The organism is Parasphingopyxis marina, assembly GCF_014237875.1.
In the GTDB taxonomy this organism is placed as follows: domain Bacteria; phylum Pseudomonadota; class Alphaproteobacteria; order Sphingomonadales; family Sphingomonadaceae; genus Parasphingopyxis; species Parasphingopyxis marina.
On the sequence record NZ_JACJVJ010000001.1, the window covers coordinates 838057 to 861265 of the forward strand.

General features: G+C 64.1%; 18 protein-coding genes. 8 read left to right on the forward strand and 10 right to left on the reverse strand.

Annotation, left to right across the window (positions count from 1 at the left end):
- The first annotated feature begins 20 nt into the window (after positions 1-20).
- From H6P80_RS04115 to H6P80_RS04125, 3 genes are all read left to right on the forward strand, one after another.
- Positions 21-1337, forward strand: coding sequence for an amidase family protein (locus tag H6P80_RS04115; RefSeq protein WP_185800052.1), 1317 nt, complete (start codon positions 21-23; stop codon positions 1335-1337).
- Positions 1338-1492: 155 nt separating this feature from the next.
- Positions 1493-2578: an acyl-CoA dehydrogenase family protein gene (locus H6P80_RS04120; RefSeq protein WP_185800053.1), complete on the forward strand. Its 1086-nt coding sequence runs from the start codon at positions 1493-1495 to the stop codon at positions 2576-2578.
- A gap of 34 nt (positions 2579-2612) precedes the next feature.
- Positions 2613-3887 carry an MFS transporter gene (locus H6P80_RS04125; RefSeq protein WP_185800054.1) on the forward strand — a complete coding sequence of 425 codons (1275 nt, stop codon included), beginning with the start codon at positions 2613-2615 and terminating at the stop codon, positions 3885-3887.
- Here H6P80_RS04125 and hmgA read toward each other — a convergent pair.
- The 4 genes from hmgA to H6P80_RS04145 all read right to left on the reverse strand — a co-directional run bounded on the left by hmgA (position 3884) and on the right by H6P80_RS04145 (position 8999).
- A complete protein-coding gene (hmgA, locus tag H6P80_RS04130; protein ID WP_185800971.1) occupies positions 3884-5161 on the reverse strand; it encodes a homogentisate 1,2-dioxygenase in 1278 nt (425 codons plus the stop codon). The two genes, H6P80_RS04125 and hmgA, sit on opposite strands and share 4 nt — an antisense overlap.
- Positions 5162-5207: 46 nt before the next feature.
- On the reverse strand, positions 5208-6281 hold the full coding sequence (hppD, locus tag H6P80_RS04135) for a 4-hydroxyphenylpyruvate dioxygenase (RefSeq protein WP_185800055.1): 1074 nt from the start codon (positions 6279-6281) through the stop codon (positions 5208-5210).
- Positions 6282-6492: 211 nt separating this feature from the next.
- Entirely contained in the window at positions 6493-7683 is a 1191-nt protein-coding gene (locus H6P80_RS04140) for a CaiB/BaiF CoA transferase family protein (RefSeq protein WP_185800056.1), read from the reverse strand.
- 104 nt (positions 7684-7787) lie between these two features.
- On the reverse strand, positions 7788-8999 hold the full coding sequence (locus H6P80_RS04145; protein ID WP_328804928.1) for an acyl-CoA dehydrogenase: 1212 nt from the start codon (positions 8997-8999) through the stop codon (positions 7788-7790).
- A 352-nt stretch (positions 9000-9351) separates the two neighbouring features.
- On the opposite strand from H6P80_RS04145, the gene H6P80_RS04150 reads away from it, so the two are divergent.
- A complete protein-coding gene (locus H6P80_RS04150) occupies positions 9352-9969 on the forward strand; it encodes a sulfotransferase family protein (protein ID WP_185800057.1) in 618 nt (205 codons plus the stop codon).
- Here the strand turns inward: H6P80_RS04150 and H6P80_RS04155 are convergent.
- The gene (locus H6P80_RS04155) at positions 9966-11150 is read right to left on the reverse strand and encodes an acetyl-CoA C-acyltransferase (RefSeq protein WP_185800058.1); all 1185 of its coding nucleotides are present in this window, start codon (positions 11148-11150) and stop codon (positions 9966-9968) included. The two genes, H6P80_RS04150 and H6P80_RS04155, sit on opposite strands and share 4 nt — an antisense overlap.
- 145 nt (positions 11151-11295) lie before the next feature.
- On the opposite strand from H6P80_RS04155, the gene H6P80_RS04160 reads away from it, so the two are divergent.
- Positions 11296-14511, forward strand: a complete 3216-nt coding sequence (locus tag H6P80_RS04160; protein WP_185800059.1) for an amidohydrolase family protein — start codon at positions 11296-11298, stop codon at positions 14509-14511.
- A gap of 175 nt (positions 14512-14686) precedes the next feature.
- The gene (locus H6P80_RS04165) at positions 14687-15811 is read left to right on the forward strand and encodes a serine hydrolase (RefSeq protein WP_185800060.1); all 1125 of its coding nucleotides are present in this window, start codon (positions 14687-14689) and stop codon (positions 15809-15811) included.
- Here H6P80_RS04165 and H6P80_RS04170 read toward each other — a convergent pair.
- From H6P80_RS04170 to H6P80_RS04185, 4 genes are all read right to left on the reverse strand, one after another.
- Positions 15808-17427 carry an alkaline phosphatase D family protein gene (locus tag H6P80_RS04170; protein ID WP_185800061.1) on the reverse strand — a complete coding sequence of 540 codons (1620 nt, stop codon included), beginning with the start codon at positions 17425-17427 and terminating at the stop codon, positions 15808-15810. The genes H6P80_RS04165 and H6P80_RS04170 overlap by 4 nt on opposite strands.
- A gap of 66 nt (positions 17428-17493) precedes the next feature.
- A complete protein-coding gene (locus H6P80_RS04175; protein ID WP_185800062.1) occupies positions 17494-18294 on the reverse strand; it encodes a tryptophan 2,3-dioxygenase in 801 nt (266 codons plus the stop codon).
- A 49-nt stretch (positions 18295-18343) separates the two neighbouring features.
- Positions 18344-20428 carry a RelA/SpoT family protein gene (locus H6P80_RS04180; protein ID WP_185800063.1) on the reverse strand — a complete coding sequence of 695 codons (2085 nt, stop codon included), beginning with the start codon at positions 20426-20428 and terminating at the stop codon, positions 18344-18346.
- A 46-nt stretch (positions 20429-20474) separates the two neighbouring features.
- Positions 20475-20783, reverse strand: coding sequence for a CC_3452 family protein (locus H6P80_RS04185; RefSeq protein WP_185800064.1), 309 nt, complete (start codon positions 20781-20783; stop codon positions 20475-20477).
- A gap of 248 nt (positions 20784-21031) precedes the next feature.
- Between H6P80_RS04185 and H6P80_RS04190 the strand changes: the two genes are divergently transcribed.
- Positions 21032-21508 carry a winged helix-turn-helix transcriptional regulator gene (locus tag H6P80_RS04190; RefSeq protein WP_185800065.1) on the forward strand — a complete coding sequence of 159 codons (477 nt, stop codon included), beginning with the start codon at positions 21032-21034 and terminating at the stop codon, positions 21506-21508.
- A 69-nt stretch (positions 21509-21577) separates the two neighbouring features.
- On the opposite strand, the gene rpoZ is transcribed toward H6P80_RS04190, so the two are convergent.
- Positions 21578-21922, reverse strand: a complete 345-nt coding sequence (gene rpoZ / locus H6P80_RS04195) for a DNA-directed RNA polymerase subunit omega (RefSeq protein WP_185800066.1) — start codon at positions 21920-21922, stop codon at positions 21578-21580.
- 117 nt (positions 21923-22039) lie between these two features.
- On the opposite strand from rpoZ, the gene H6P80_RS04200 reads away from it, so the two are divergent.
- A complete protein-coding gene (locus H6P80_RS04200) occupies positions 22040-23206 on the forward strand; it encodes a phospholipase D-like domain-containing protein (RefSeq protein ID WP_185800067.1) in 1167 nt (388 codons plus the stop codon).
- Positions 23207-23209: the final 3 nt, after the last annotated feature.

Genomic DNA, 23209 nt, shown 5'->3' on the forward strand with positions numbered 1-23209 from the left:
GTTCGAATGGGAGAGAGCCGATGCTGGAGGTGAGCGAAGCCGGGGCCATCGAAACCGCGCGGCGCATCGCCAAGGGTGAAAGCTCCGCCCTTGCCGAATGCGAAGCGGCGATTGCCCGGATCGAGGAACGCGATCCGCCGATCAACGCCGTTGTCGTGCGCGATTTCGATCGGGCGCGGGAGGCGGCGAGAGCGGCCGATGCGGCGCTGGCGGCGGGCGAAACGAAGCCGTTGCTGGGCGTGCCGATGACGGTGAAGGAATCGAACGACGTCGCCGGCCTGCCCACCACCTGGGGCCTGGAAGCCCATGCCGGCTATATTCCCGACGCGGATGGTCCTCCCATAGCGCGGCTGAAGAATGCGGGCGTGGTGATCCTCGGCAAGACCAACGTCCCGCCGATGCTCGCCGATTGGCAGGCGAACAATCCCGTCTATGGCCGGACCAACAATCCGCACGATCTCGAGCGCGTGCCGGGCGGCTCGTCGGGCGGCGCGGCGGCGGCGCTTGCGGCGGGCATGGTGCCGCTCGAATTCGGGTCGGATATCGGCGGCTCGATCCGGGTTCCGGCCCATTATTGCGGAGTTTACGGGCACAAGCCGAGCTATGGCGCGATCACGCTCGAAGGCCACGGCTTTCCGGGCACCGACGGCGCCGATCTGCCGCTTGCCGTGGTCGGCCCGCTGGCGCGCAACTGCGCGGATATCGCGCTCGCGCTGGACATCGTTTCCGATATCGCGCTGCCGCGTCCCCGGAAACAGGCGCTTTCGGAGTGCCGGCTGCTCGTCGTCACCGATGCCGCCTTCGCTGTCGAGGACGCGATCGCCGCGGCGGTGGAGAACCGGGCGGCGGCCTGCGAACGCGCCGGGGCCACGGTAGATCGGCGTAGCGATCTGCTGCCCGATCTCGGCGCGCTGCACGCGCAATATGTGGGCATGCTGCTCACCGTGCTCGCGGTCCGCGATCCGAGCATGGGCGTCGACATGCCGAAGCTTCCCGCCTGGTTCGACATGCTCGACGCGCAGGCGCGCTGCCGCCGCCAGTGGCGGGCGCTGTTCGAAGATTATGACGCCGTGCTCGCGCCGGTGGCGGGAACCACGGCCTTTCCGCACGATCCCAAGGGCATGGATGGCCGCATGCTGACGATCGGCGGCGAGGAGGTGCCTTTCGGCGCGCAGTTCGGCTGGATCGGCATCGCCACCTATCCGGGCCTGCCCGCGATCAGTGCGCCGATCGGCGAGGATGCGGCGGGCCTGCCCATCGGCCTCCAGATCATCGGTGGCTATCATCAGGATCACCAGGTGATCGAACTGGCGAAGCTGATCGGCGAACTCGGCTAGGTCGTCGGCCGGCTGTGCCAAGTATCAAGGCATAGCGGCGGCGCGCCCGATCGCGGAAATCCGTGCCGCCCCCTTGCCTTCGCCGCGCGGCTGTGGTTTCCGTTAACGGAAAGCAAAAGCGCGCCCGTGAGAGGCGTAACCGAATGAGGATGACGATGGCGGGACTCACCGAAGAACAGGCGATGCTGCGCGATATGGCGCGCGAATGGTCGAACAACGAAAATCCGGTTTCCGCCTTCCGCACCATGCGCGACGCCGGCCATAGCGAAGGCTATGACCCCGCCGTCTATGCCGAAATGGCGCAGATGGGCTGGACCGGCATCCTCGTCCCCGAAGAGCATGGCGGCAGCGGATTCGGGTTCGTCGGGCTCGGGCTGGTGCTCGAGGAGCTTGGCCGTAATGTCGCGGCGGCGCCGCTGGCGGCCTCTTCGGCGGCGGCGATGGCGATCATGCTCGGCGGTTCGGACGAGCAGAAGGCGAAATATCTGCGGAAAATCGCGAGCGGCGAACTCGTCGCCACGCTCGCTATCGACGAAGGCGCGCATCACGATCCGGAAAAGATCGAAACCGCGGTCGAAGGCGGCAAGCTCAATGGCAGGAAGGCTTTCGTGCCCGAAGGCGATAGCGCCGGGCTGTTCGTGGTCGCGGCGAGGGACGGGCTTTATCTCGTGGATGGCGATGCCGAGGGCGTGTCCCGAGAGGCGCGCAACGTCGTCGATTCGCGCAGCCATGCGGAGATCGCGCTGAAGGACGTGGCGATCGGCAACGATTCCCGGCTCGCCGAAGGCGGTGACGACTTGCTCGACAAGGTGCTGGATTGCGCGCGGGCCATTGCCTGCGCCGAGATGCTGGGCCTTGCCGTGCAAGCCTTCGAAACGACCAACGAGTATCTGAAGACGCGCGTCCAGTTCGGCCAGGCGCTTTCGAGCTTCCAGGCGCTGCAGCACCGGATGGCGGAGCTTTTCGCCGATATCGCGCTGATGCGGTCTTCGGTCGAAGGCGCGCTGCAAATGCTCGACAGCAATATCACGGGCGCTGCGGCGACCGTTGCCGTGGCCAAGGCGACCGCCAACGATGTCGTCCACCGCGCGACCCACGAGATGATCCAGCTCCATGGCGGTATCGGCATGACCGACGAGCATGATGCGGGCTTTTATTTCAAGCGCGCGCGGGTGCTGGAGCAGCAATGGGGCAGCGCCGGTTTCCACCGCAATCGTTTCGCGACGCTAAACGGCTATTGAGCATTGGCCGTGCTCCTGCAATGGCAGTGGCACCATGGCTGATAATCCGGATCTCGAAACACAGGAAGCTGATTACGATCAGTTCGTCCGCGACAATCTCCGCCACAATTATATAGCGCATTTCACGCACGGCATGCTGGGGATGACGGGCTTCCGGATCCTGATGGCGCCGACATTCCTGCCGGCCTATCTTTTCGCGTTGACCGGATCGAACGCCCTGGTCGGCCTCGGCCAGTCGCTTCTTCAGGCGGGCGCGACCATCTCGCCGATGATCAGCGCGTCCAATATAGAGCATCGCCGCCGCGTCCTGCCCGTGGCGCTCCGCACCGGGATGGCGATGCGCTTCCAGATCCTCGGTCTTGCGCTTGCCGGTTTCTTCCTCACCGGTTCGCCGCTGCTCATCGCCACATTCGTCTTCATCTTCCTGCTGGGCTTCTTCCAGGGCCAGCAGCGCGTCATTTTCCAGATGCTGCTCTCCAAGGTGATTCCGATCGACGTGCGCGGCCGGCTCCAGGCCTATCGCAACGTCGCGGGCGCGGGGCTTGCGGCGCTGATCTCCTACCTCGCGGGCGTCTGGTTCATCGGGCACAATGTGTTGGGCAACGGTTATGCGACGACCTTCCTGCTCTCTTTCGTGCTCACGACCGTCGGCCTGCTGATCCTCTACCGATTCATGCGCGAACCGGAGCCGCCGACCGTGCGGGAGCGCATGTCGATCCGCGAACGGTTGCGCGACCTGCCCGAACTGCTGGCCGATCGCGATTATCGCTGGTTCCTGGTTGCCCAGAGTTTCGGCGTCGCGGCGCGTATCTCCACGCCCTTCTGCATCCTCTACGCGGCCGACAAGATCGAGGTCAGCGGCGCGATGCTGGGGTTGCTCACCGTCGGCTTTCTCGGCGCGGACACGCTGTCCAATCTCGTCTGGGGCTATCTGGGCGACAGCCGCGGCTATCGCCTCACCTTCATTCTCGCCATGATCGTCTGGCTCGCGGCGCTGCTCCTGCTGATCGCCGCCAACGGGCCGATACCCATCTTTCTCGCCTTTTTCGGGATCGGCGCCTCGATGTCCGGCTATATGATGAGCGCGACGACGATGATCCTCGAATTCGGCAAGCGGGACGACCTGCCGATGCGGCTGGCGCTTTCGACCACGGCGGAAACCAGCATGGCGGCGATCGGGCCGCTGCTCGGCGGCGTTATCGCGGCCTATTATGGCTATGTGCCGCTTTTCTGGATTTCCATCGGCCTGCTTTGCGTGACGCTGGCGATCCTGCTGTTTCGCGTGCGGGAGCCGCGCACCCGCAACTAACCGGGAAGGCCGGCCTTTTCGAACCCGTCCCAGCCGTCGTCGTAATCCTCCTGCAGCAACGGCGTTTCCATCGCATGGCGCGTGGGCCGGATCGGCAGGCAGCTTTCGAACATGAAGGCCATCGTGTCCTCGATCTTGTGCGGCTTCAGTTCGGCGCTCATCGCCGCCTGCGCCGACGCCTTGTCGGGGCCGTGCGCGTTCATGCAATTGTGGAGCGACCCGCCGCCCGGCGCGAAGCCGCCGGCCTTGGCATCATAGGCGCCATGGATCAGCCCCATATATTCGCTCATTACATTGCGGTGGAACCAGGGCGGGCGGAACGTATCCTCGCCCACCATCCAGCGCGGCGGGAAGATCACGAAATCGCAATTGGCCGTGCCGGGGCTCGCCGAGGGCGAGGTCAGCACCGTGAAGATCGAGGGATCGGGATGGTCGAAGCTCACCGTGCCGATCGTGTTGAAACGGGCGAGGTCGTATGTGTAGGGCGCATTGTTGCCGTGCCAGCCGACGACGTCGAACGGCGAGTGGCCCAAGGTCGTCGTCCACAGCGCGCCGCCGAACTTCTGGACGAGCTCGCAAGGCTCGTCCCGGTCTTCGAAAGCGGCGACGGGTGTCAGGAAATCGCGGGAATTGGCGAGCCCGTTGGAGCCGATCGGCCCGAGATCGGGCAGGCGGAAGGGCGCCCCGTAGTTCTCGCAGACATAGCCGCGCGCCTCGCCATCGGTCAGCTCGACCCGAAATTTGAGCCCGCGCGGAATGACCGCAATGGCGTTCGGTGCGACGTCGATCACGCCCATTTCGGTGACCAGCCGCAGCCCGCCCATCTGCGGCACGATCAAGAGTTCGCCATCGGCATCGAAGAACGCCTTATTCTCCATCGAGGCGGTCGCCGCGTAGAGATGGATGCCGATGCCCGACAGCATCGCCGCATCGCCATTCCCCGCCCAGGTGACGAGCCCGTCGACCCAGTCGGTCGGGGATTCGGGCAGGTCCATCGGGCTCCAGCGCAGGCGGTTGGGCGGGAAGCTGTCGCCCGCGATCGGGCCGGTCTCTATTGCCTCGCCCCAGGGATAGGGGGCGAAGGCGTCATGCATCGCGCTTGGCCGCATCCGGTAGAGCCAGCTGCGCCGGTTATGGTCGCGCGGCACCGTGAAGGCCGTGCCCGAAAACTGCTCGGCATAGAGGCCGAAGGCGGGCCGCTGCGGGCTGTTGCGCCCTTGCGGCAACGCGCCTTTCACGGCTTCGGTCGCAAAGTCGTTGCCAAAGCCGGACATGTAGTCGGTCACTGCGGGGCCCCTTCCCAATAGCGGCGCAATAGCGTCAAGCCTCTTCGTTCGCCGGGATTACCCCGCGCTTGATCTGGTCGAGCTCGATCGACTCGAACAGCGCCTTGAAATTGCCCTCGCCAAAGCCTTCATTGCCCTTGCGCTGGATGATTTCGAAGAAGATCGGACCGACCATATTCTCGGTGAAGATCTGCAACAGCAGGCCTTCACCGGTTTCGGGCGAGCCGTCGATCAGGATCTTGCGCTTGCGCATCTCGTCGATTGAATGGCCATGGCCGGGCAGCCGTTCGTCGATCATGTCGAAATAGGTGTCCGGCGTATCCTGGAAACGAATGCCTTTTGCGCGCAGCGCATCGACCGTCGCAAAGATATCGTCGGTGGCGAGCGCGAGATGCTGGATGCCTTCGCCGTGATAATCCTTGAGGAATTCCTCGATCTGGCTGTGCTCGTCCTGGCTCTCATTGAGCGGGATGCGGATCTTGTTGTCGGGCGCAGTCATCGCCTTGGAGAGCAGCGCGGTCTGTTTGCCCTCGATGTCGAAATAGCGGATCTCGCGGAAGTTGAAGATGCGCTCATAATAGTCGGCCCAATAGTCCATCCGCCCGCGCATCAGATTGTGCGTCAAATGATCGAGCGTGTGCAGGCCGACGCTATTGTCGTCGGGCTTTGCGCCTTCGACCGGCTCGAAATCGATATCGTAGATCGTCGCCGCGCCGCGCTTGTCGACAAGATAGAGGTTCGCGCCGCCGATCCCCTCGATGCAGGGGATGTTGAGCTCCATCGGCCCAACCTTGCCTTCGACCGGCGTCGCGCCGCGTTCGACGGCGAGCTTCAGCGCCTTGGCCGCATCCTCGACACGGAACGCCATCGCATTGGCGGAAGGGCCATGTTCTTCGCGGAATTCGGCGACCTGGCCGGCGGGCTCCATATTGAGGATGAAGTTGATGTCGCCCTGCACATAACGGCGGACGTTTTTCGACCGGTGGTTGGCGATATGGGTGAAGCCCATAGCGGTAAACAGGCCGGCCAAGGCCTCGGGATCGGGGCCGGTGAATTCGACGAATTCGAAGCCGTCCAGGCCCATCGGATTTTCAAGTTTCTCGGTCATTGCGGGTCGTTCCTCTGAATGCTTTTGCGATAGAAACCGCGCTTCTGCCCCCTCAATAGGCGGGCCGGGCGCCGATCGTTGCGCCGCGCGGGCGCGCATTCAGAGGGCGAGCGAGCGGCTCAGCCGGTGGACTGTCCAATAGGCGATGGATGGGCAGTATACGTCCATGCGCCGATGATAGCAGAACAAAGCGCTTTTGTCAGCTTTGCCGCTAGAGGATGCCTTGCGCGCGAAAGGCGGCGATTTCGTCCGCCGAAAGGCCAAGCCGCCCGGAAAGCACGGCATCGGTGTGCTCGCCGAGCAGAGGCGGGGGCGAGGGTTCCGGCCGCTCCGACGCGGCGAGGCGCAGCGGGCTCGCGACATAGGGCACGCCCTCGATACTGCCCGACAGGCCGCGATGGAGCGCCTGGGGTTCGGCAAAGGCCTGTTCGATGGTATTGATCGGCCCATAGGGGATGCTTGCCTCGGTCAGCAGCGCCGTCCATTCGTCCGCGCTTTTCGTCTTCATCGCCTCTTCGAGCGGCGGGATCAGCGTGTCGCGATTTTCCACGCGCGCGGCATTGGTCGCATAGCGTTCGTCTTCGGCCATTGCGGGATGGCCGGCGATCTTCGCGAAGCGCGCGAACTGCGTATCGTTGCCGACCGCGACGATGATCCAGCCATCGGCGGTCTCGAAGGGCTGATAGGGCACGACATTCGGATGCGCGTTGCCGGTCCGTTCGGGTGCCTCGCCCGACACCAGATAGTTGAGCGCCTGGTTGCCGAGGCCGGACAGCGCGACGTCGAACAGCGCGATATCGATAGGCTGGCCTTCGCCCGTCTTCTCGCGCTGGTAGAGCGCGGCGAGGATCGCGGCGGCGGCGTTCATGCCCGTCGTCATGTCGACCATCGCCACGCCCATGCGGCGCGGCGGGCCTTCGGCGTCGCCGGTGATCGACATGAAGCCGCTCATCGCCTGGATCATCAGGTCGTAACCGGGCTTGTCGGCATCGGGGCCGTCCTGCCCGAATCCGGTGATCGAACAATAGATGAGGCGCGGATTGACGGCGTTCAGGCTTTCATAGTCGAGACCGTATTTCTTGAGGCCCCCACGCTTGAAATTCTCGACGACGATATCGCTGTCTTCGGCCAGCCGCCGGATCAGCGCCTGCCCCTCGGGCCTGGCCATGTCGATCGTCACCGATTTCTTGTTGCGGTTCGCCGCGAGATAATAGCCGGCGCGGCAATCCTCGCCTTCACCATGCCAGGGCGGCCCCCAGCCGCGCGTATCGTCGCCGGCGCCGGGCCGTTCGATCTTCACGATCTCCGCGCCCAGATCGCCGAGCATCTGCGTCGCCCAGGGGCCGGCCAGCACTCGGGAAAGATCGAGAACGCGGACGCCGGAGAGAGCTTGGCCAGTCATGCAGACCTACTCCGTCATCCCAGTGAAGGCTGGAATCCATTCCGGTCTTTCGAATTTTCGCGACCGGGGAATGGGCCCCAGCCTTCGCTGGGTTGACGACCTCATCACCCGGTAAAGGCCTGAATGCCGGTGATCGCGCGCCCCAGAATGAGCGCATGGATATCGTGCGTACCCTCATAGGTGTTCACGGTTTCCAGGTTGATCGCGTGGCGGATGACGTGGAATTCGTCGGCGATGCCGTTGCCGCCGTGCATATCGCGCGCGGTCCGCGCGATATCGAGCGCCTTGCCGCAATTGTTGCGCTTGATGAGGCTGATCATCTCCGGCGCCCATGTGCCCGCATCGATAGCGCGGCCCACAGTCAGCGCGGCATTGAGCCCCAGCGCGATCTCGGTCTGCATATTGGCGAGCTTGAGCTGGACTAGCTGGGTCGCGGCCAGCGGACGGCCGAACTGCTTGCGGTCGAGCGTATAGCTGCGCGCCCGGTGCCAGCAATCTTCCGCGGCGCCCATTGCGCCCCAGGCGATGCCGTAGCGCGCCTTGTTGAGGCAGCCGAACGGCCCGCCAAGGCCGCGCGCGCCGGGCAGCAGATTTTCTTCCGGCACGAACACCTCGTCCATGACGATCTCGCCGGTGATCGATGCGCGCAGGCTCATCTTGCCTTCGATCTTGGGGGCGGAGAGGCCTTCCATGCCCTTTTCGAGGACGAAGCCGCGGATTGTGCCGTCATCGTCCTTGGCCCAGACGACGAAAATGTCAGCGATCGGCGAGTTGGTGATCCACATCTTGGAGCCTGACAGCGAGTAACCGCCATCGACGCTTTTCGCGCGGGTCTTCATGCCGCCGGGATCGGAACCCGCATCAGGCTCGGTCAGCCCGAAGCAGCCGACCCATTCGCCGGTCGCCAGCCTGGGCAGGTATTTTTCGCGCTGTTCCTCGGAGCCATAAGCATGGATCGGATGCATGACGAGCGAGCTCTGCACGCTCATCGCCGAGCGATAGCCCGAGTCCACCGCCTCCACCGCGCGGGCGACAAGGCCATAGGCGACATGGGAAACACCCGCGCAGCCATAGCCGTCGATCGTCGCGCCGAGCAGGCCGAGCTCGCCAAGCTCGGTCATGATTTCGCGGTCGAATCGCTCTTCGCGGGTCGCGGTCAGCACGCGCGGCAGGAGTTTTTCCTGCGCGTAGTTGCGCGCGGTTTCATAGACCATCTTCTCTTCGTCGGTCAGCTGCTCGCCGAGCAGGAAGGGATCTTCCCAGCTAAAGGCGAAATCCGCCTTTTCCGCCGCTTTCGCCGGCTTTTCGATATTCACTTGGCTTGTCCTCTTGATCGCTTTTCCCCGCCTCTAGCACAGGCCGGAAAGCCGCGCGACAGCGAAGCTTTTTTGCGGAAAGGACAAAGATGTGACCCGTGTCACACCGGGTTCATCCGGAAATGCTCATAAGGGGGGCAACCGGAGAGGGAGCACCAAGCAACCAATTCGGCACAAGCCATCATGGGATCACCCGGTTTTTTGCGACCCGGCCGGGCTCCCATGGTGGCTTGACCATTTTCGGGGCGGCGATTCCGCGGCACCCGCTCAACACAGCCTCGACAATGGTGCGCCATCCGGGCAGATGGCCCCTATGCCCACGGCATGGGGCGATCAATCATGGGGGTAGGGAATGGCGTTATCCGTTATCGGTGCAGGTTTCGGGCGTACGGGCACGATGTCGATGAAAATGGCGCTGGAGCAGCTTGGCTTCGGGCCATGCCACCATATGGAAGAGGTCCTCAGCAATCCTCCCCAGACTCCCCTCTGGCTGGCCGCCGCCAATGGCGAAGCCGTGGATTGGGACGTGGTTTTCGACGGCTATACGTCCACGGTCGACTGGCCCGGCGCGCATTATTGGCGCGAACTGTCGGAGGCCTATCCGGAGGCCAAAGTGATCTTGACCACGCGCCCGGCGGACCGCTGGTGGGCGAGCATATCCACGACGATCCTCAAGCTTCTGGACAGTATGGACGAGGTCGAAGACCCCCAAATGCGGCAATGGCTGTCGCTGCCCTATAAGATCGTTACCGAACAGACCCTCGGCGGCGACAGCAGCGAAGCTTCGGCCCTAGCGGCTTTTGAACAGCGGGAACGCGATGTGCGTGCGGCAATCGCACCGGATCGCCTGTTGGTGTTCAACGTCGCCGAGGGATGGGAGCCGCTATGCAATTTCCTGGGCTGCGAGATTCCGGACAATGAATTTCCGCGCAGCAATTCGAAAGACGAATTCTGGGAGCATTTTACCTAAGCCAGCTCCACTGCGACCGCGGTCGCCTCGCCGCCGCCGATGCACAGGCTTGCGACGCCGCGCTTGAGACCGCGTTTTTCGAGGGCATTGAGCAAGGTCGCGACGATCCGCGCGCCGCTGGCGCCGATCGGATGGCCGAGCGCGCAGGCGCCGCCATTGACGTTGATCTTGTCGTGCGGGATGCCGAGTTCCTGCATCGCGATCATTGCGACCACCGCAAAGGCTTCGTTGACCTCGAACAGGTCGACATCCTCGACGCTCCAGCCGGCCTTTTCCAGAACCTTCTTCATCGCCGGGACGGGGGCCGAGGTGAACTTGCCGGGCTCGTGCGCGTGCGCGGCATGGGCGATAATGCGCGCCTTGATCGGCATGTTCTTTTCCCTGGCCACGCTCTCGCGCGTCATCACCAGCGCGGCCGCGCCGTCGGAAATGGATGAGGCGTTGGCGGCCGTCACCGTGCCATCCTTGGCGAAGGCGGGTTTCAGCGTCGGGATCTTGTCGGGCCGGGCCTTGCCGGGTTGCTCGTCGATCGTCACGCTGGTGCTGCCGCCGCGCGTTTCGAACTCGACAGGCACGACTTCGCCTTCGAAGGCGCCGCTCTGGATCGCCGCATTGGCGCGGGCGAGGCTTTCAATCGCATAGGCGTCCTGCGCCTCACGGGTGAACTGGTATTCCTGCGCGGCTTCCTCGGCAAAGGCGCCCATCAGCTTGCCCTCGTCATAGGCGTCCTCCAGCCCGTCGAGGAACATCGAATCCTTGATCGCGTCATGGCCGATGCGCGCGCCCGAACGGTGCTTCGCCAGCAGATAGGGCGCGTTGGTCATGCTCTCCATGCCCCCCGCGACGATGATGTCGGCAGTGCCTGCGCGCAGCGCGTCATGCGCCATGATCGCGGCCTGCATGCCGCTGCCGCACATCTTGTTGACGGTCGTCGCCTCGGTGGAAATCGGGAGCCCGGCGCCCATTCCGGCCTGGCGCGCCGGGGCCTGGCCGAGCCCGGCCGGCAGCACGCAGCCCATGAAAATCTGTTCGACCGCCTCGCCTTCGACCCCGGCCTTTTCGAGCGCGGCACGCACCGCCGTCGCGCCGAGCGCGGTGGCGGGAACGGAGGCGAGATCCCCCTGAAAGCCGCCCATCGGCGTGCGGGCATAGGCGGAAATGACGATAGGATCGGCGGACATGGTACGACTCTCTTTCTGTCGGTCGGGAATTTCCTGTCTTTCCAAGGTAAGCCTTCGACGAACGGCTTTCCAGAGCCGACGCCGAGCCTTTCATATCGCCCCTCATATGCTAGCTATCGGGGATAATCTCTCGCAGGGGGCCATCATGTCGAAAACCGCAATTCTTTCCTTCGCCGTCAGCGCCATGGCGCTCGCCTTTGCTGCGCCGGCGCTCGCGCAGGAGGAAGAGGCCGCCGAATGGGATGTCGCCAATCCGCCGCTCCCCACGCGCCAGGTGAATATCGACGTCACCGAGGGCACCTGGATGAATGTCGATGTCAGCCCCGACGGACGGACCATCGCCTTCGACCTGCTCGGCGATATCTACACCATGCCGATCACCGGCGGCACTGCGACCCGGATCGCAAGCGGGCTGCCCTATGAAGCCCAGCCGCGTTTTTCGCCGGACGGGACGCGCATCGCCTTTACCTCGGATCGCGGCGGCGGCGACAATATCTGGGTGATGGACGCGAACGGCGCGAATATGCGGCAGGTGACGAACGAGGATTTCCGCCTGCTCAACCAGCCCGACTGGTCGCCCGACGGCCAGTATATCATCGCCCGCAAGCATTTCACGACCCAGCGCTCGCTCGGCACCGGCGAGGTCTGGATCTATCATGTGTCGGGCGGCGGCGGGGTACGGCTTGTCGAACGGCCCAACGAGCAGTTCCAGAAGGATCTCGGCGAACCGGTCTTCGCGCCCGACGGCGAAGGCGTCTATTTCAGCCGCAACACGACGCCCGGCAACAATTTCATCTACGCGCAGGATTCCAACACGCAATTGTTCGCCATCGAGCGCTACGACATGGAATCGGGCGAACGCGAAACCGTGGTTTCGGGCGAAGGCGGCGCGCTCAACCCGCGTCCGTCGCCCGATGGCCGCTATATCGCCTTTGTCCGGCGCGAACGCACCCAATCGGTCCTCTATATCAAGGATCTGCGCAGCGGCGAGGAACGCCGGGTCTATGACAATCTCGACCGCGACATGCAGGAAACCTGGACGGTTTACGGCACCTATCCGCGGATGGACTGGACGCCCGATAGCGCCAGCCTGATCTTCTGGTCCGGCGGCCATATCAACCGCATCGGCATCAATGGCGGCGAGGCGCAGGTGATCCCCTTCCATGTCACCGACACCCGCGACGTTATCGATCCGCCGCGCCCGCAGATCGAGGTCGCGCCCACCACCTTCGAAACGCGGATGCCGCGCTTCGCCAGCGTGTCGCCCAATGGCCGGCAGGTCGTGTTCGAAAGCCTCGGGCACCTCTATATCGCCGATACCGGCGGCGGCACGCCGCGCCGGCTGACCAGCCAGAACAGCGCCTTCGAACTGTTCCCCAGCTGGTCTCGCGACGGGCGGCGGCTCACCTATGTCCGCTGGACCGACGGGGAACTCGGCCAGGTTCGCGTGATGAACGCCAATGGCGGCGGCGATCGCGCGGTGACGAGCGAACCCGGCCATTATCGCCGTCCGCGCTTCTCGCCCGACGGCTCGACCATCGTGTTCGAGAAAGGGGAGGGCGGGTTCCTGACCTCGCCGGAATGGTCGACCCGCCCCGGCATCTATCGCGTATCCGCTTCGGGCGGCACCGCCGAGCGCGTGACCGAAGCCGGCACGAGCCCGCATTTCGGCGCTTCGGGCGACCGCATCTTCTTCATGGTCAGCGAGGAAAACAAGCAGCGGCTGGTCTCGACCGATCTTTCGGGGAATGACCGCCGGGTCCATGCCTCGGGTGAACTCGTGACCAGCTATCAGGTCTCGCCCGATGGCGACACGCTGGCCTTTACCGAGAATTACCAGGCCTATGTTGTGCCGATGCTGCCCGGCACGCAGGATGTCGAGCTGAGCGGCGGAGCCAGCGCGCTGCCCGTCACCCGCGTCAGCGGCGACGGCGCGACCTATCTGAGCTGGAGCCAGAATGGCGACCGGCTCAACTGGACCCTGGGCCCGACCCTATATTCGGCGGCGACCAATATGGCCTTTGCAGCAGCCCCGCCAGCCGATGGCGAGGAGCGACCGGCCTTTACCCCGCCCGCAAACGGCGTTTCGCTGTCGATCCCGGTACGCGCCGCGCAGGCGACGAGCCGCGTCGCGCTGACCGGTGCGCGCATCGTCACCATGCAGGGGGAGGATAGCGGCATCATCGACAATGGCACCATCGTCATCGACGGCGATCGCATCGCCGCGGTCGGGCCTGCCGACAGCACGGCGATCCCCGCTGGCTACCAGACGGTCGACATGGCCGGGGCGACGATCGTGCCGGGATACATCGATGCCCATTCGCACGGACCCCAGGGCGTCGACGATATCGTCCCGCAGCAGAACTGGCACACGATTGCCCATTTGGCCTTCGGGGTGACGACGGTCCACAACCCGTCCAGCGATTCCGCGCTGATCTTCCCCGCCGAAGAAATGCAGCGGGCCGGGACGATCCTCGCTCCGCGCATCTTCTCGACCGGCGAAGTCGTCTATGGCGCACGGGCACCGGGCGTTTTCGCGCAGATCGGCAGCCTGGAAGATGCCCGCCACCATGTCCGCCGGCTGCGCCTGCAGGGCGCGCATTCGATCAAGAATTACAACCAGCCGCGCCGCGAGCAGCGTCAGCAGGTCGTTGCCGCGGCGATCGAGGAGAATATCGCGGTCGTTGCCGAGGGCGGATCGCTGTTCGGGATGGATATCGCGCTGATCGCCGACGGCAACACGACCCTGGAACATAATATCCCGCAGGCGGTGCTGTACGAGGACGTGCTGAGCTTTTTCAGCCAGACCGATGTCGGCTATACGCCCACGCTTGTCGTCACCTATAGCGGGCTCGCGGCCGATCCCTATTGGCGCGCGCATACCGATATCTGGCGGCACCCGATCCTCTCGCGCCACGTTCCGCCCCGGCAGTTGCAGGCGAGCGGCGTGCGCCGCGAGATCGCGCCCGAAGAGGATTATGTCGACGATGAAAGCGCCGCTTCGGCCCATGCGTTGGCGCAGCGCGGCGTCCGCGTGTCGATCGGCGCGCACGGCCAGGAGGAAGGCCTTGCCGCCCATTGGGAGATGTGGAGTTTCGTGCGCGGCGGGATGAGCCCGCTGGAAGCGCTGCGCGCGGCGACCATCGTTCCGGCCCAGGCGCTGGGCTTCGATCGCGATATCGGCAGCCTGGAGGTCGGCAAACTGGCCGACCTGGTGGTTCTCGATGCCGATCCGACGGCAGACATCCAGAATAGCGACGATATCCGCTATGTGATGATCGGCGGCCGGCTTTACGATCCCTTGACCATGAACGAGACGATTACCGGGAATCGCCAGCGCCAGCCCTATTTCTGGGAATAGACGCCGCGGGACGCGACGAAGCGACTCACATCTGCGGCGCGCCGTTGCCGGGACGCGGTTCGTTCATTCGCGGTCGAGCATGACGGGGCTATAATCGCATCCTGCATATTGTGGGACGGGGTTTGTCATGCGTTTTGGAAATTCGGTAAAAAAATCACTGTTTTGGCGGCGGTCCATGTCGGCTGCGCTGTTTGCCGCGCTGGCCGGATGCGCGGGCGTAATTCCCGCTTCGACCCAGGCCCAGCCGTCCTCCAGCCCCTATATCGCGCCGCCGCCGCCGCAGCAGCAGCAGGCGCAGGCAACGCGCCAGATGCCGGCGCGCGGGCCTTCGAGCCAGCTGGAAAGCACGATTACCGCGCTCGGCCGCGATTTTAGCGGCGAGGTCGGGATCGCGGTGCGCGATATCGACGAGGGATGGACGGTGTCGTGGAATGGCGACCGCTTCCTGCCGCAGCAAAGCGTCAGCAAGACCTGGGTGCAGATGGCGATGCTCGATGCCGTCGATCGCGGCGAGATGTCGCTCGATCGCGAGGTGCGTGTCGGACCCGAACATGCGGTCGTCTTCCACCAGCCGCTGCTTTCCCGCGCGAATAATGGCGGTTTCCAGGCCAGCATCCGCTATCTTTTCGAACAGGCGATGACGCGCAGCGACAATCTTGCCAATGATCGCATCCTCTGGCTGACCGGCGGCCCCGATGCGGTGCGCGCCTTTTTCCAGCGCAACAATCTGGAAGGCCTGCGCTTCGGACCCGGCGAACGCGAATTGCAGGCGGGGATCGCCGGGCTCACCTGGCAGGAATCCATGTCGCGCGGCCGCAATTTCTATTCGGCGCGGTCCAGCCTTGCCGCCGATACCCGCCAGGAAGCGATGCGCCGCTATCTCGCCGATCCCGTGGACGGGGCGACCGCGAACGGCATTGTCAACGCGTTTGCGCGGCTGGTGCGCGGCGAATTGCTGTCGCCGGAATCGACGCGGCTGATGCTCAGCACGATGCGCGCTTCGCATACCGGGCCGCAGCGGCTGCGCGGCGGCGTTCCCGATGGTTGGCAGTTCGGCCACAAGACCGGCACCGGGCAGAATCTCAACGGCCTTGTCGCCGGCTATAACGATGTCGGGATCGTCACTACGCCGGACGGGCACAATTATGCGGTCGCGGTGATGATCGGCAATACCCGGGTCGGGATTCCCGAACGCCAGCAGCTGATGCAGCGGGTGATGGGGCAGGTGGTCAGCCACCATCTCCGCCGCCGATACGAACTGTTCACCGCCGGTATCAATACCTCCGGCGATTCCAACTAGGCAGACCAGGCGCCTGCGCCACGAACCGTTTCCATCCTGTGGCGGCGGGCGATGGCGGTGGACCGGCTGCGGATGCTGTCGGTGAACAGCCATTCGCCGTGTGCGGCTTCGGGCGTCAGGGTGAGCGTCATATAGCCGCGGCCCGAAGTGTCGGCCCATTGCAGTTCCGGGCTTGCCGCCACGAGCTGCCCGGCTAGCGTATCGGGCGCGACCTGCGGCACGAAGCTTTCGAAGCCCGGCGAGGTGACGCTCTGGCCGGCCATTTCGATGCCCACCGCGCTGCCGTCCTGCGTCAGGTCGAAGGCCCAGGCATTGTGGCTGTCGCCCGCCAGCACGACGAGATTGGCCTCGGCTTCGAGCGCGGAACGCAGCAAACGCGTCCGCGCTGCCGGATAGCCGTCCCAGGCGTCGAGATTGAGAGGCAAGCCGGCCCGCGTCGCCGCCGCCAGCACGCGGGCGCGCTCGCGGACGAGGTCGGAATCGCTGCGGCCGATCTCCTCGGCCAGGGGAAGCGGGAAATAGTTGCGGCCCATGATCACCTGCTGGGCAAGGATCTGCCAGCGCGTTCCCGACGATACCGAATCCCGGAAACCCTGCCCCAGCCACTGCTCTTGTTCGACGCCGAGCACGGTGCGGTCCTCGGCCGACCAGTCGTCGTCTCGGAACGCCGCCAATGTCGCATCCAGATCGCCCGCACCCTCGACGATTTCCGGATATTCATATTGGCGGCTGCGCCCGACGATCCGGGTTTCCGGCATGAAGATCGTCGCAAGATCGCCGATCCGGTAGCTCGCCCACATCGGGTCGTTGACCGGCATCCAGTCATGATAGGCCTGCATCGCCGCGCGCTTGCGGACTTCCCAATCGCCCTCGTCCGCCTGGTGGTTCTCGGCCCCGCCCATCCAGGGATCGTTGGCGATTTCGTGATCGTCCCATCGCGCGATCATCGGGAAGTTGCGGTGCAGCGCGGCGAGGTTGGGGTCGGTGCGATAGCTGGCATAGCGCAGCCAGTAATCGGCGAGCGCGATCGCTTCGGTCGAGGGCATGATCTCGCGCCCGGCCAGCGCCTGTTCTTCGCCGGGATAACGGCCCGCCTGATATTCGTAGAAATAGTCGCCGAGATGGACGATCAGGTCGAGATCGTCGCGCTGCGCCGCGTGGGCATAGGCGTTGAACCAGCCGAAGCGGAGGTTGGAGCAGGAAAAGACGCCGAGGGTGAAACTGTCCACCCCGCCTTCCGGCAATGTCCTCGTGCGGCCGGTGGGCGAATGGCTGCCGTCGGGCGCGATGAAGCGATAGAAATACCAGCGCCCGGGGTCGAGCCCACCGACCGTGATCTTGGCGGTAAAATCATAGGCGCTGCGGGCCGGGCCTTCGCCGCGCGCGACGATCCGCCCGAATTCCGCATCCTCGGCGATCTCGGCGCGCAGGGTTGGCTGGCCTTCCGAAACATAGCGCGTCCACAGCAGCACCGAGCTTTGCGTGGGCTCGCCCGAAGCGACGTCATGGGTGAAGCCGCTGGCGGTCAAGAGCCGCGCCGCGCCCGGTGTCGCCAGGGCGCCCAGCCCGAACAGTCCGCCTTGCAGCAGCAGCCGCCGGTCGATGGTGATGGTCATGCTCGCTCTCCCCGATTTATCCGCGCTTATTGTCCCCTATTGTTGCGCGCCGATGACCGCGCCCGTCTAGAGCCGCGTGCGCAAACTCCACAGCTCCGGAAAGGCGCGTTTCGCGAGCGTCGTCTGCAGATAGGCGACCCCCGCGGTTCCGCCCGTGCCGGGCTTGCCGCCGATCACGCGCTCGACCGTCAGCACATGCTTGTGCCGCCAGCTGGCGAGCGCATCGTCGAGATCGACGAGCTTTTCGGCGAGCTGGTAGAGCTCCCACCATCGCTCGGTATCCCGGTAAACTGTCGCCCAGGCGATTTCGACGCCCTCGCTGGGCGCGTAGGGCTGCGCCCAGTCCCGCTCCAGCGCGTCGGTGGGGATCGGCAGCCCGGCCCGCGCGGCGGCCCGGTTGGCCTCGTCCCACAGGCTCGGGCCGAGGAGCGCGGCTTCCATCGCGGTCCGTTCGGGGCTGCCCTCGGCCTGGAATTTCAGATGCGCTGCGTCTTTCAGGCCGAGCAGGAATTCGACCTGGCGGAACTGGGCTGACTGGAAGCCGGAGCTCTTTCCGAGCACGTCGCGGAAGCGGGTGTAATCGGCCGGCGTCATCGTCGCGAGTATGTCCCAACTGAGCGTCATCACGGCCTGGATCCGGCTGACCCGCGCCAGCCCCTTATAGGCCGGAACGAGCGCGTCGGTGCGGACGAGTTCGAACACTTCCTCCAGCTCGAACAGGATCTGTTTCAGCCAGAGCTCTTTTGTCTGGTGGATGATGACGAACAGCATCTCGTCGTGCCGGTCCGAAATCGGGTGCTGGGAGGAGAGCAGCGTGTCGAGCGAAAGATAGCGACCATAGGTCATGGCGTCGGGCGGTTGGGTCATCCCGGCAACCTAGCCCCGTGGGCCGGGCGTCGCCAGCCCGATCGCAGTTTCAGACCCGCTCGGCCTGGCTCACGCAGTCGGCGGCGCGCAGCGCGGCGAGGATGCGCATCAGGTGGGGCAGGTCGTGCACTTCGATATCGACGCAGAAGCTGTGGAAGCTGCTGTCGCGGTCATCGAGCTTCACATTGAGGATATTGGCGCCGTGCGTGCCGAAAATCCCGGCCATCACCGCGAGCGAGCCGGGTTCGTTCTTGAGAACCGCGCGAACCTGCGCCGTGCCGCCGTCCGATCCGTCGCCCCAGTTCACGGCGATCCAGTCGGCATCGTCGCCATTGGCCAGTTCGTCGCAATCGATCGTGTGGATCAATATGTCCTCGCCGCGCGCGCGAATGCCGACGATCCGATCACCGGGCACGGGATGGCAGCATTCGGCAAGCTGAAAGGCAACGCCCGGCGTCAGACCCTTGATCGAAATCGCCTGTCCCTTGGGCGGTACGGCATTTTGGAGATCGCCGGAACCGGGCATCAAGGCTTCCATCAGCTCATGGTCGTCGATTTCGTGGCGTGCGATCTTTTCAAGAAGAGCCTCTTCCTGGCGGATGCCGAGCCGCTGCAGCGCATTCTTCAGCGCCCCCTTGCCGAGCGGCGCGGGAAGTCGCGAGACGACCTGGTCGTAGAGCTTGCGGCCCAGCGAGACGATTTCCTCATGCTCCTTGTGGCGCACGAAGCGGCGGATCGCGGCGCGCGCCTTGCCGGTGACGACGAAGCTGAGCCAGCCGGGATCGGGATGCTGGTTGTCGGACCGCAGGATGCGGACCTGATCGCCATTGTCTAGCTGGGTGCGCAGCGGCACCACGCGGCCGTTGACCTTGGCGCCAACCGTCTGGTTGCCGAGATCGGTATGCACTTCATAAGCGAAATCGACGACGGTCGCGCCCTTGGGCAGCTGGATCAGCTCGCCGGCCGGCGTAAAGGCGAAGATACGATCCTGGTACATCGCCATGCGGGTATTTTCGAGCAGCTCCTCGGGGTTTTCCGAGGTCTCGAGAATTTCGAGGAGATCGCGGATCCAGCCCGCCTGTCCGTCCGGCCTGTCTCCCTGCTTGTAGCTCCAATGGGCGGCGAGGCCGTGTTCGGCCTGTTCGTGCATGCCGATGCTGCGAATCTGCACCTCGATCCGCCGGTCCTCGCCATATTGCACCGAGGTGTGGAGCGAGCGATAGCCGTTGCGCTTGGGCGTCGAGATATAGTCCTTGAAGCGGCCGGGAACCATGTGCCAGCGTTCATGGAGGATGCCCAGCGCGCGGTAGCAGGCCTCGACGTCCGGCACGATCGCGCGAAAGGCCATGACGTCGGTCAGCGTTTCGAACGAAACATGCCGTTCGGCCATTTTCCGCCAGATCGAATAAGGGTGCTTTTCGCGGCCCGTCACTTCGGCATCGACGCCGTGGCGGCCGAGTAGCTGTTTGATCTCGTCGGCGATCCGCTCGATCGCGACCTCGCCTTCGCCTTCGCGCAGCCGCGCCTGGCGGGTTGTGATCGACTCATACGCATCGGGTTCGAGATGCTGGAAGGCGAGCGTCTGCATCTCCTTCATGAATTCGTACATGCCGATCCGCTCGGCGAGCGGGGCATAGATATCCATGGTCTCGCGCGCGATGCGGCGGCGCTTCTCCTCATTCTTGATGAAGTGGAGCGTGCGCATATTGTGGAGGCGATCGGCCAGCTTGACCAGCAGCACGCGGATATCGCCCGACATGGCGAGCAGGAATTTCCGGAGATTTTCGGCGGCGCGTTCGGTGTCCGATTGCGCCTCGATCGTCGACAGCTTGGTCACGCCGTCAACCAGCCGGGCGACGCGTTCGCCGAACAGCTTCTCGATTTCTTCCTGGGTGGCGACCGTATCCTCGATGGTATCGTGGAGGATCGCCGTGGCGATGGTCTCGTCGTCCAACCGAAGATCGGTCAGGATACCGGCGACTTCGATAGGATGGCTGAAATAGGGATCGCCCGAAGCGCGCTTTTGCGTGCCATGGGCGTTGACCGAGAAGACATAGGCGCGGTTGATCAGCGCCTCGTCGGCATCGGGATCGTAGCTTTTGACCCTCTCGATCAATTCATATTGTCTCAGCACCCGGCCAAGATGGCCGGGTGCCGGGATATTGCAACCAATTATCTCCTTAGCTGGCCGCTTCGTTGCAGCGAGCGAGCTCGTCTGCGGTAAAGGCTTCCTCGTTGACGGTGAAGGCCGTCACCATGCCCAGCTCGCGCGCCACCGAGTGGCAGACATTGGCAGGGCGGCTGCGAGCCTGGTCGGTCGCGCAGCTATCTTGCTCGCACACCCAGGGCGCATGACGGATGACGAACACCCGCTCGGTGGGCGTTTCGGCGAGCGTAGCGCGGTAGGCCGCGCCGGCCTGGGCGGCCGTTGCCGAGAAGAGGAAGGTGACGGTGAGAAGCGAGAGGATCAGGGAGAGAGAGCGGTTCATGGCGATGTCCTTTGTTCGATATGTGCGGTTGGGGAGGGGAAGAAAAAAGCGCTGCTAGGCCGCCGTGAAGGCCAGCAGCGCAGGGGGGTCGGCAATCGAAAGAAAGAGGGTGATGGGCTGTTGCATATTCCGCTGCTTTCGAATTAAGTTGCGAATCACTACCTAACCGATTCGGTTTTAGGTTGCAACTAAAAACTTATTTTTGCGGAATCTTTGCGAAAACAAAAAAACATACTAGGTTGAGGGCCATGGGCGAACTGATTGAAAAACTTGACCTGGGCGATGACGAGTGCGGCCTGCCGACCGCGCTCGCCGCGATGGGCGAACGCTGGTCGTTCATGATCCTGCGGGCCGCGTTCAACGGACTCAAGCATTTCGAGGAGATGCAATCGAGCCTCGGCATCGCGCGCAACATTCTCGCCAATCGGCTGGGCAGGCTCGTCGAAAGCGAAATTCTCGAACGCCAACCCTGCCCCGACGATCGCCGCAAGATCGAATATAAGCTCACCGAAAAGGGCATGGCGCTGCTGCCCGCGATGATCGCGCTGCGCCAATGGGGCGAGCGCTGGGGCACCGGCATCCCGTCCAATCCCGTGCTGTGCGACAAGCGCGACCGCCATCCGGTCGAGGATATCCGCGTCCATGCGCATGACGGCCGGCCGCTCGACTGGCACGACCTGATGTGGGTGGATCAGAGCGAACTGGTCGCCGAAGCCGCCGAATAGAAATTCAGCGATACCGACAAAAAAGGCCCGGGCAATGCCGGGCCTTTTTGTTTGCGTCAGCTGCCGCGTCTAGCCGTCGTAATCGGCCGCGACATTCTGGTTGCGGGGCGGCGCCGATGCGGTGAGGCGCAGCGCTTCGGCCGACTGGGAGAGAGAGCCGACGGCATCGGCCTCTTCCTCGTCGTCGATCTGCACGCGCTGCAGGCTCTGGACCAGAGCTTCTTCGAGATGTTTGGGCTTCACCGTCTGCTCGGCGATCTCGCGCAGCGCGACCACCGGGTTTTTGTCCCGGTCGCGATCGAGCGTCAGTTCGCCGCCGCCGGAAATCTGGCGGGCGCGCTGGGCTGCCAGCAGCACCAGATCGAAACGGTTGGGAATTTTGTCGACGCAATCTTCGACGGTAACGCGCGCCATGATGTCTTCCAATAATCAACGATGGACGGAGAGGCGGCGAAATAGGCGGGGGGCGCCCGATTGTCAAGAAATTCGCCGACTTGCCCCGGGCCGAGATTGCAGCCTAGAGAATGGGCGATGGCCGATATCGACACCCCGGAATATGGCTTGCCCGGCGTCGCGGGGCATGAGTTCAGGCTGCTCGCCGAAGGGCCGGAGCGGCTCGAAGCGCTTGTCGAACTGATCGAGAGCGCCGAGCGCAGTATCCGGCTGCTCTATTATATCTTCCTCGAGGACGAAGCCGCGACGCGGGTGCGCGATGCGCTTGTCGAGGCGCACAAGCGCGGCGTCACGGTGTCGCTGCTCGTCGACGGCTTCGGCAGCGACAAGGCGAGCGACGAATTCTTCCGTCCGATCAACGAGACCGGTTGCTTCTTCTGCCGCTACGAGCCGAAACGGACGCGGCGCTATCTGCTGCGCAATCATCAGAAAATGGCGATTGCCGACGAAGCCCGCGCATTGCTGGGAGGCTTCAACGTCGAAAAGGGCTATTTCGCAGCCTATCGAGACGAAAGCGGCTGGCGCGATCTGGGTATCGCGGTGGCCGGACCGCTCGTGCCCAGGCTGGCCGACTATTTCGACGCGCTGACGCGCTGGTCGGAAAACCCGAAATCCGAAATGGAGGATCTGCGCGCCATCCTCCATTCCTGTCACGAACAGGATGGCGACGTCCGGCTTCTCTTCGGTGGCCCCACCCGCGAACTCAGCCCCTGGGCGCAGACTATCCGCAACGATCTTTACGGGGCCAAGCGGATCGACGTGATCGCCGCCTATTTCGCGCCCTATGCGGCGCTCCTTCGGCCGTTTCGACAGACGGCGAAGAATGGACGGACGCGGGTGATCACGGCTTCGAAGACCGACAATAACGTCACCATAGCCGCCGCCCGCAACCGCTTCCAATATCTGCTTCCCGAGGTCGAGATCTACGAATATCAGCCGATGAAGCTGCACACGAAACTCTATGTGATCGACGATATCACCTATATCGGATCGGCCAATTTCGACGTGCGCAGCCTGTATCTCAACCTGGAGATCATGCTGCGGATCAAGGATCGCGGCTTTGCCGATGTGATGCGCCGCTTCGTCGATCACGAGGTCGCCGACAGCGAACGGATCACGCCGGAAGCCTATGCGGAGAGCCGGACGATATTCAACCGCATCCGCGGCCGGCTATCCTATTTCACCATGTCGGTGCTGGACTATAATGTCTCGCGGCGGCTCAATTTCGGGCTCGACGGTCAGTAAAGG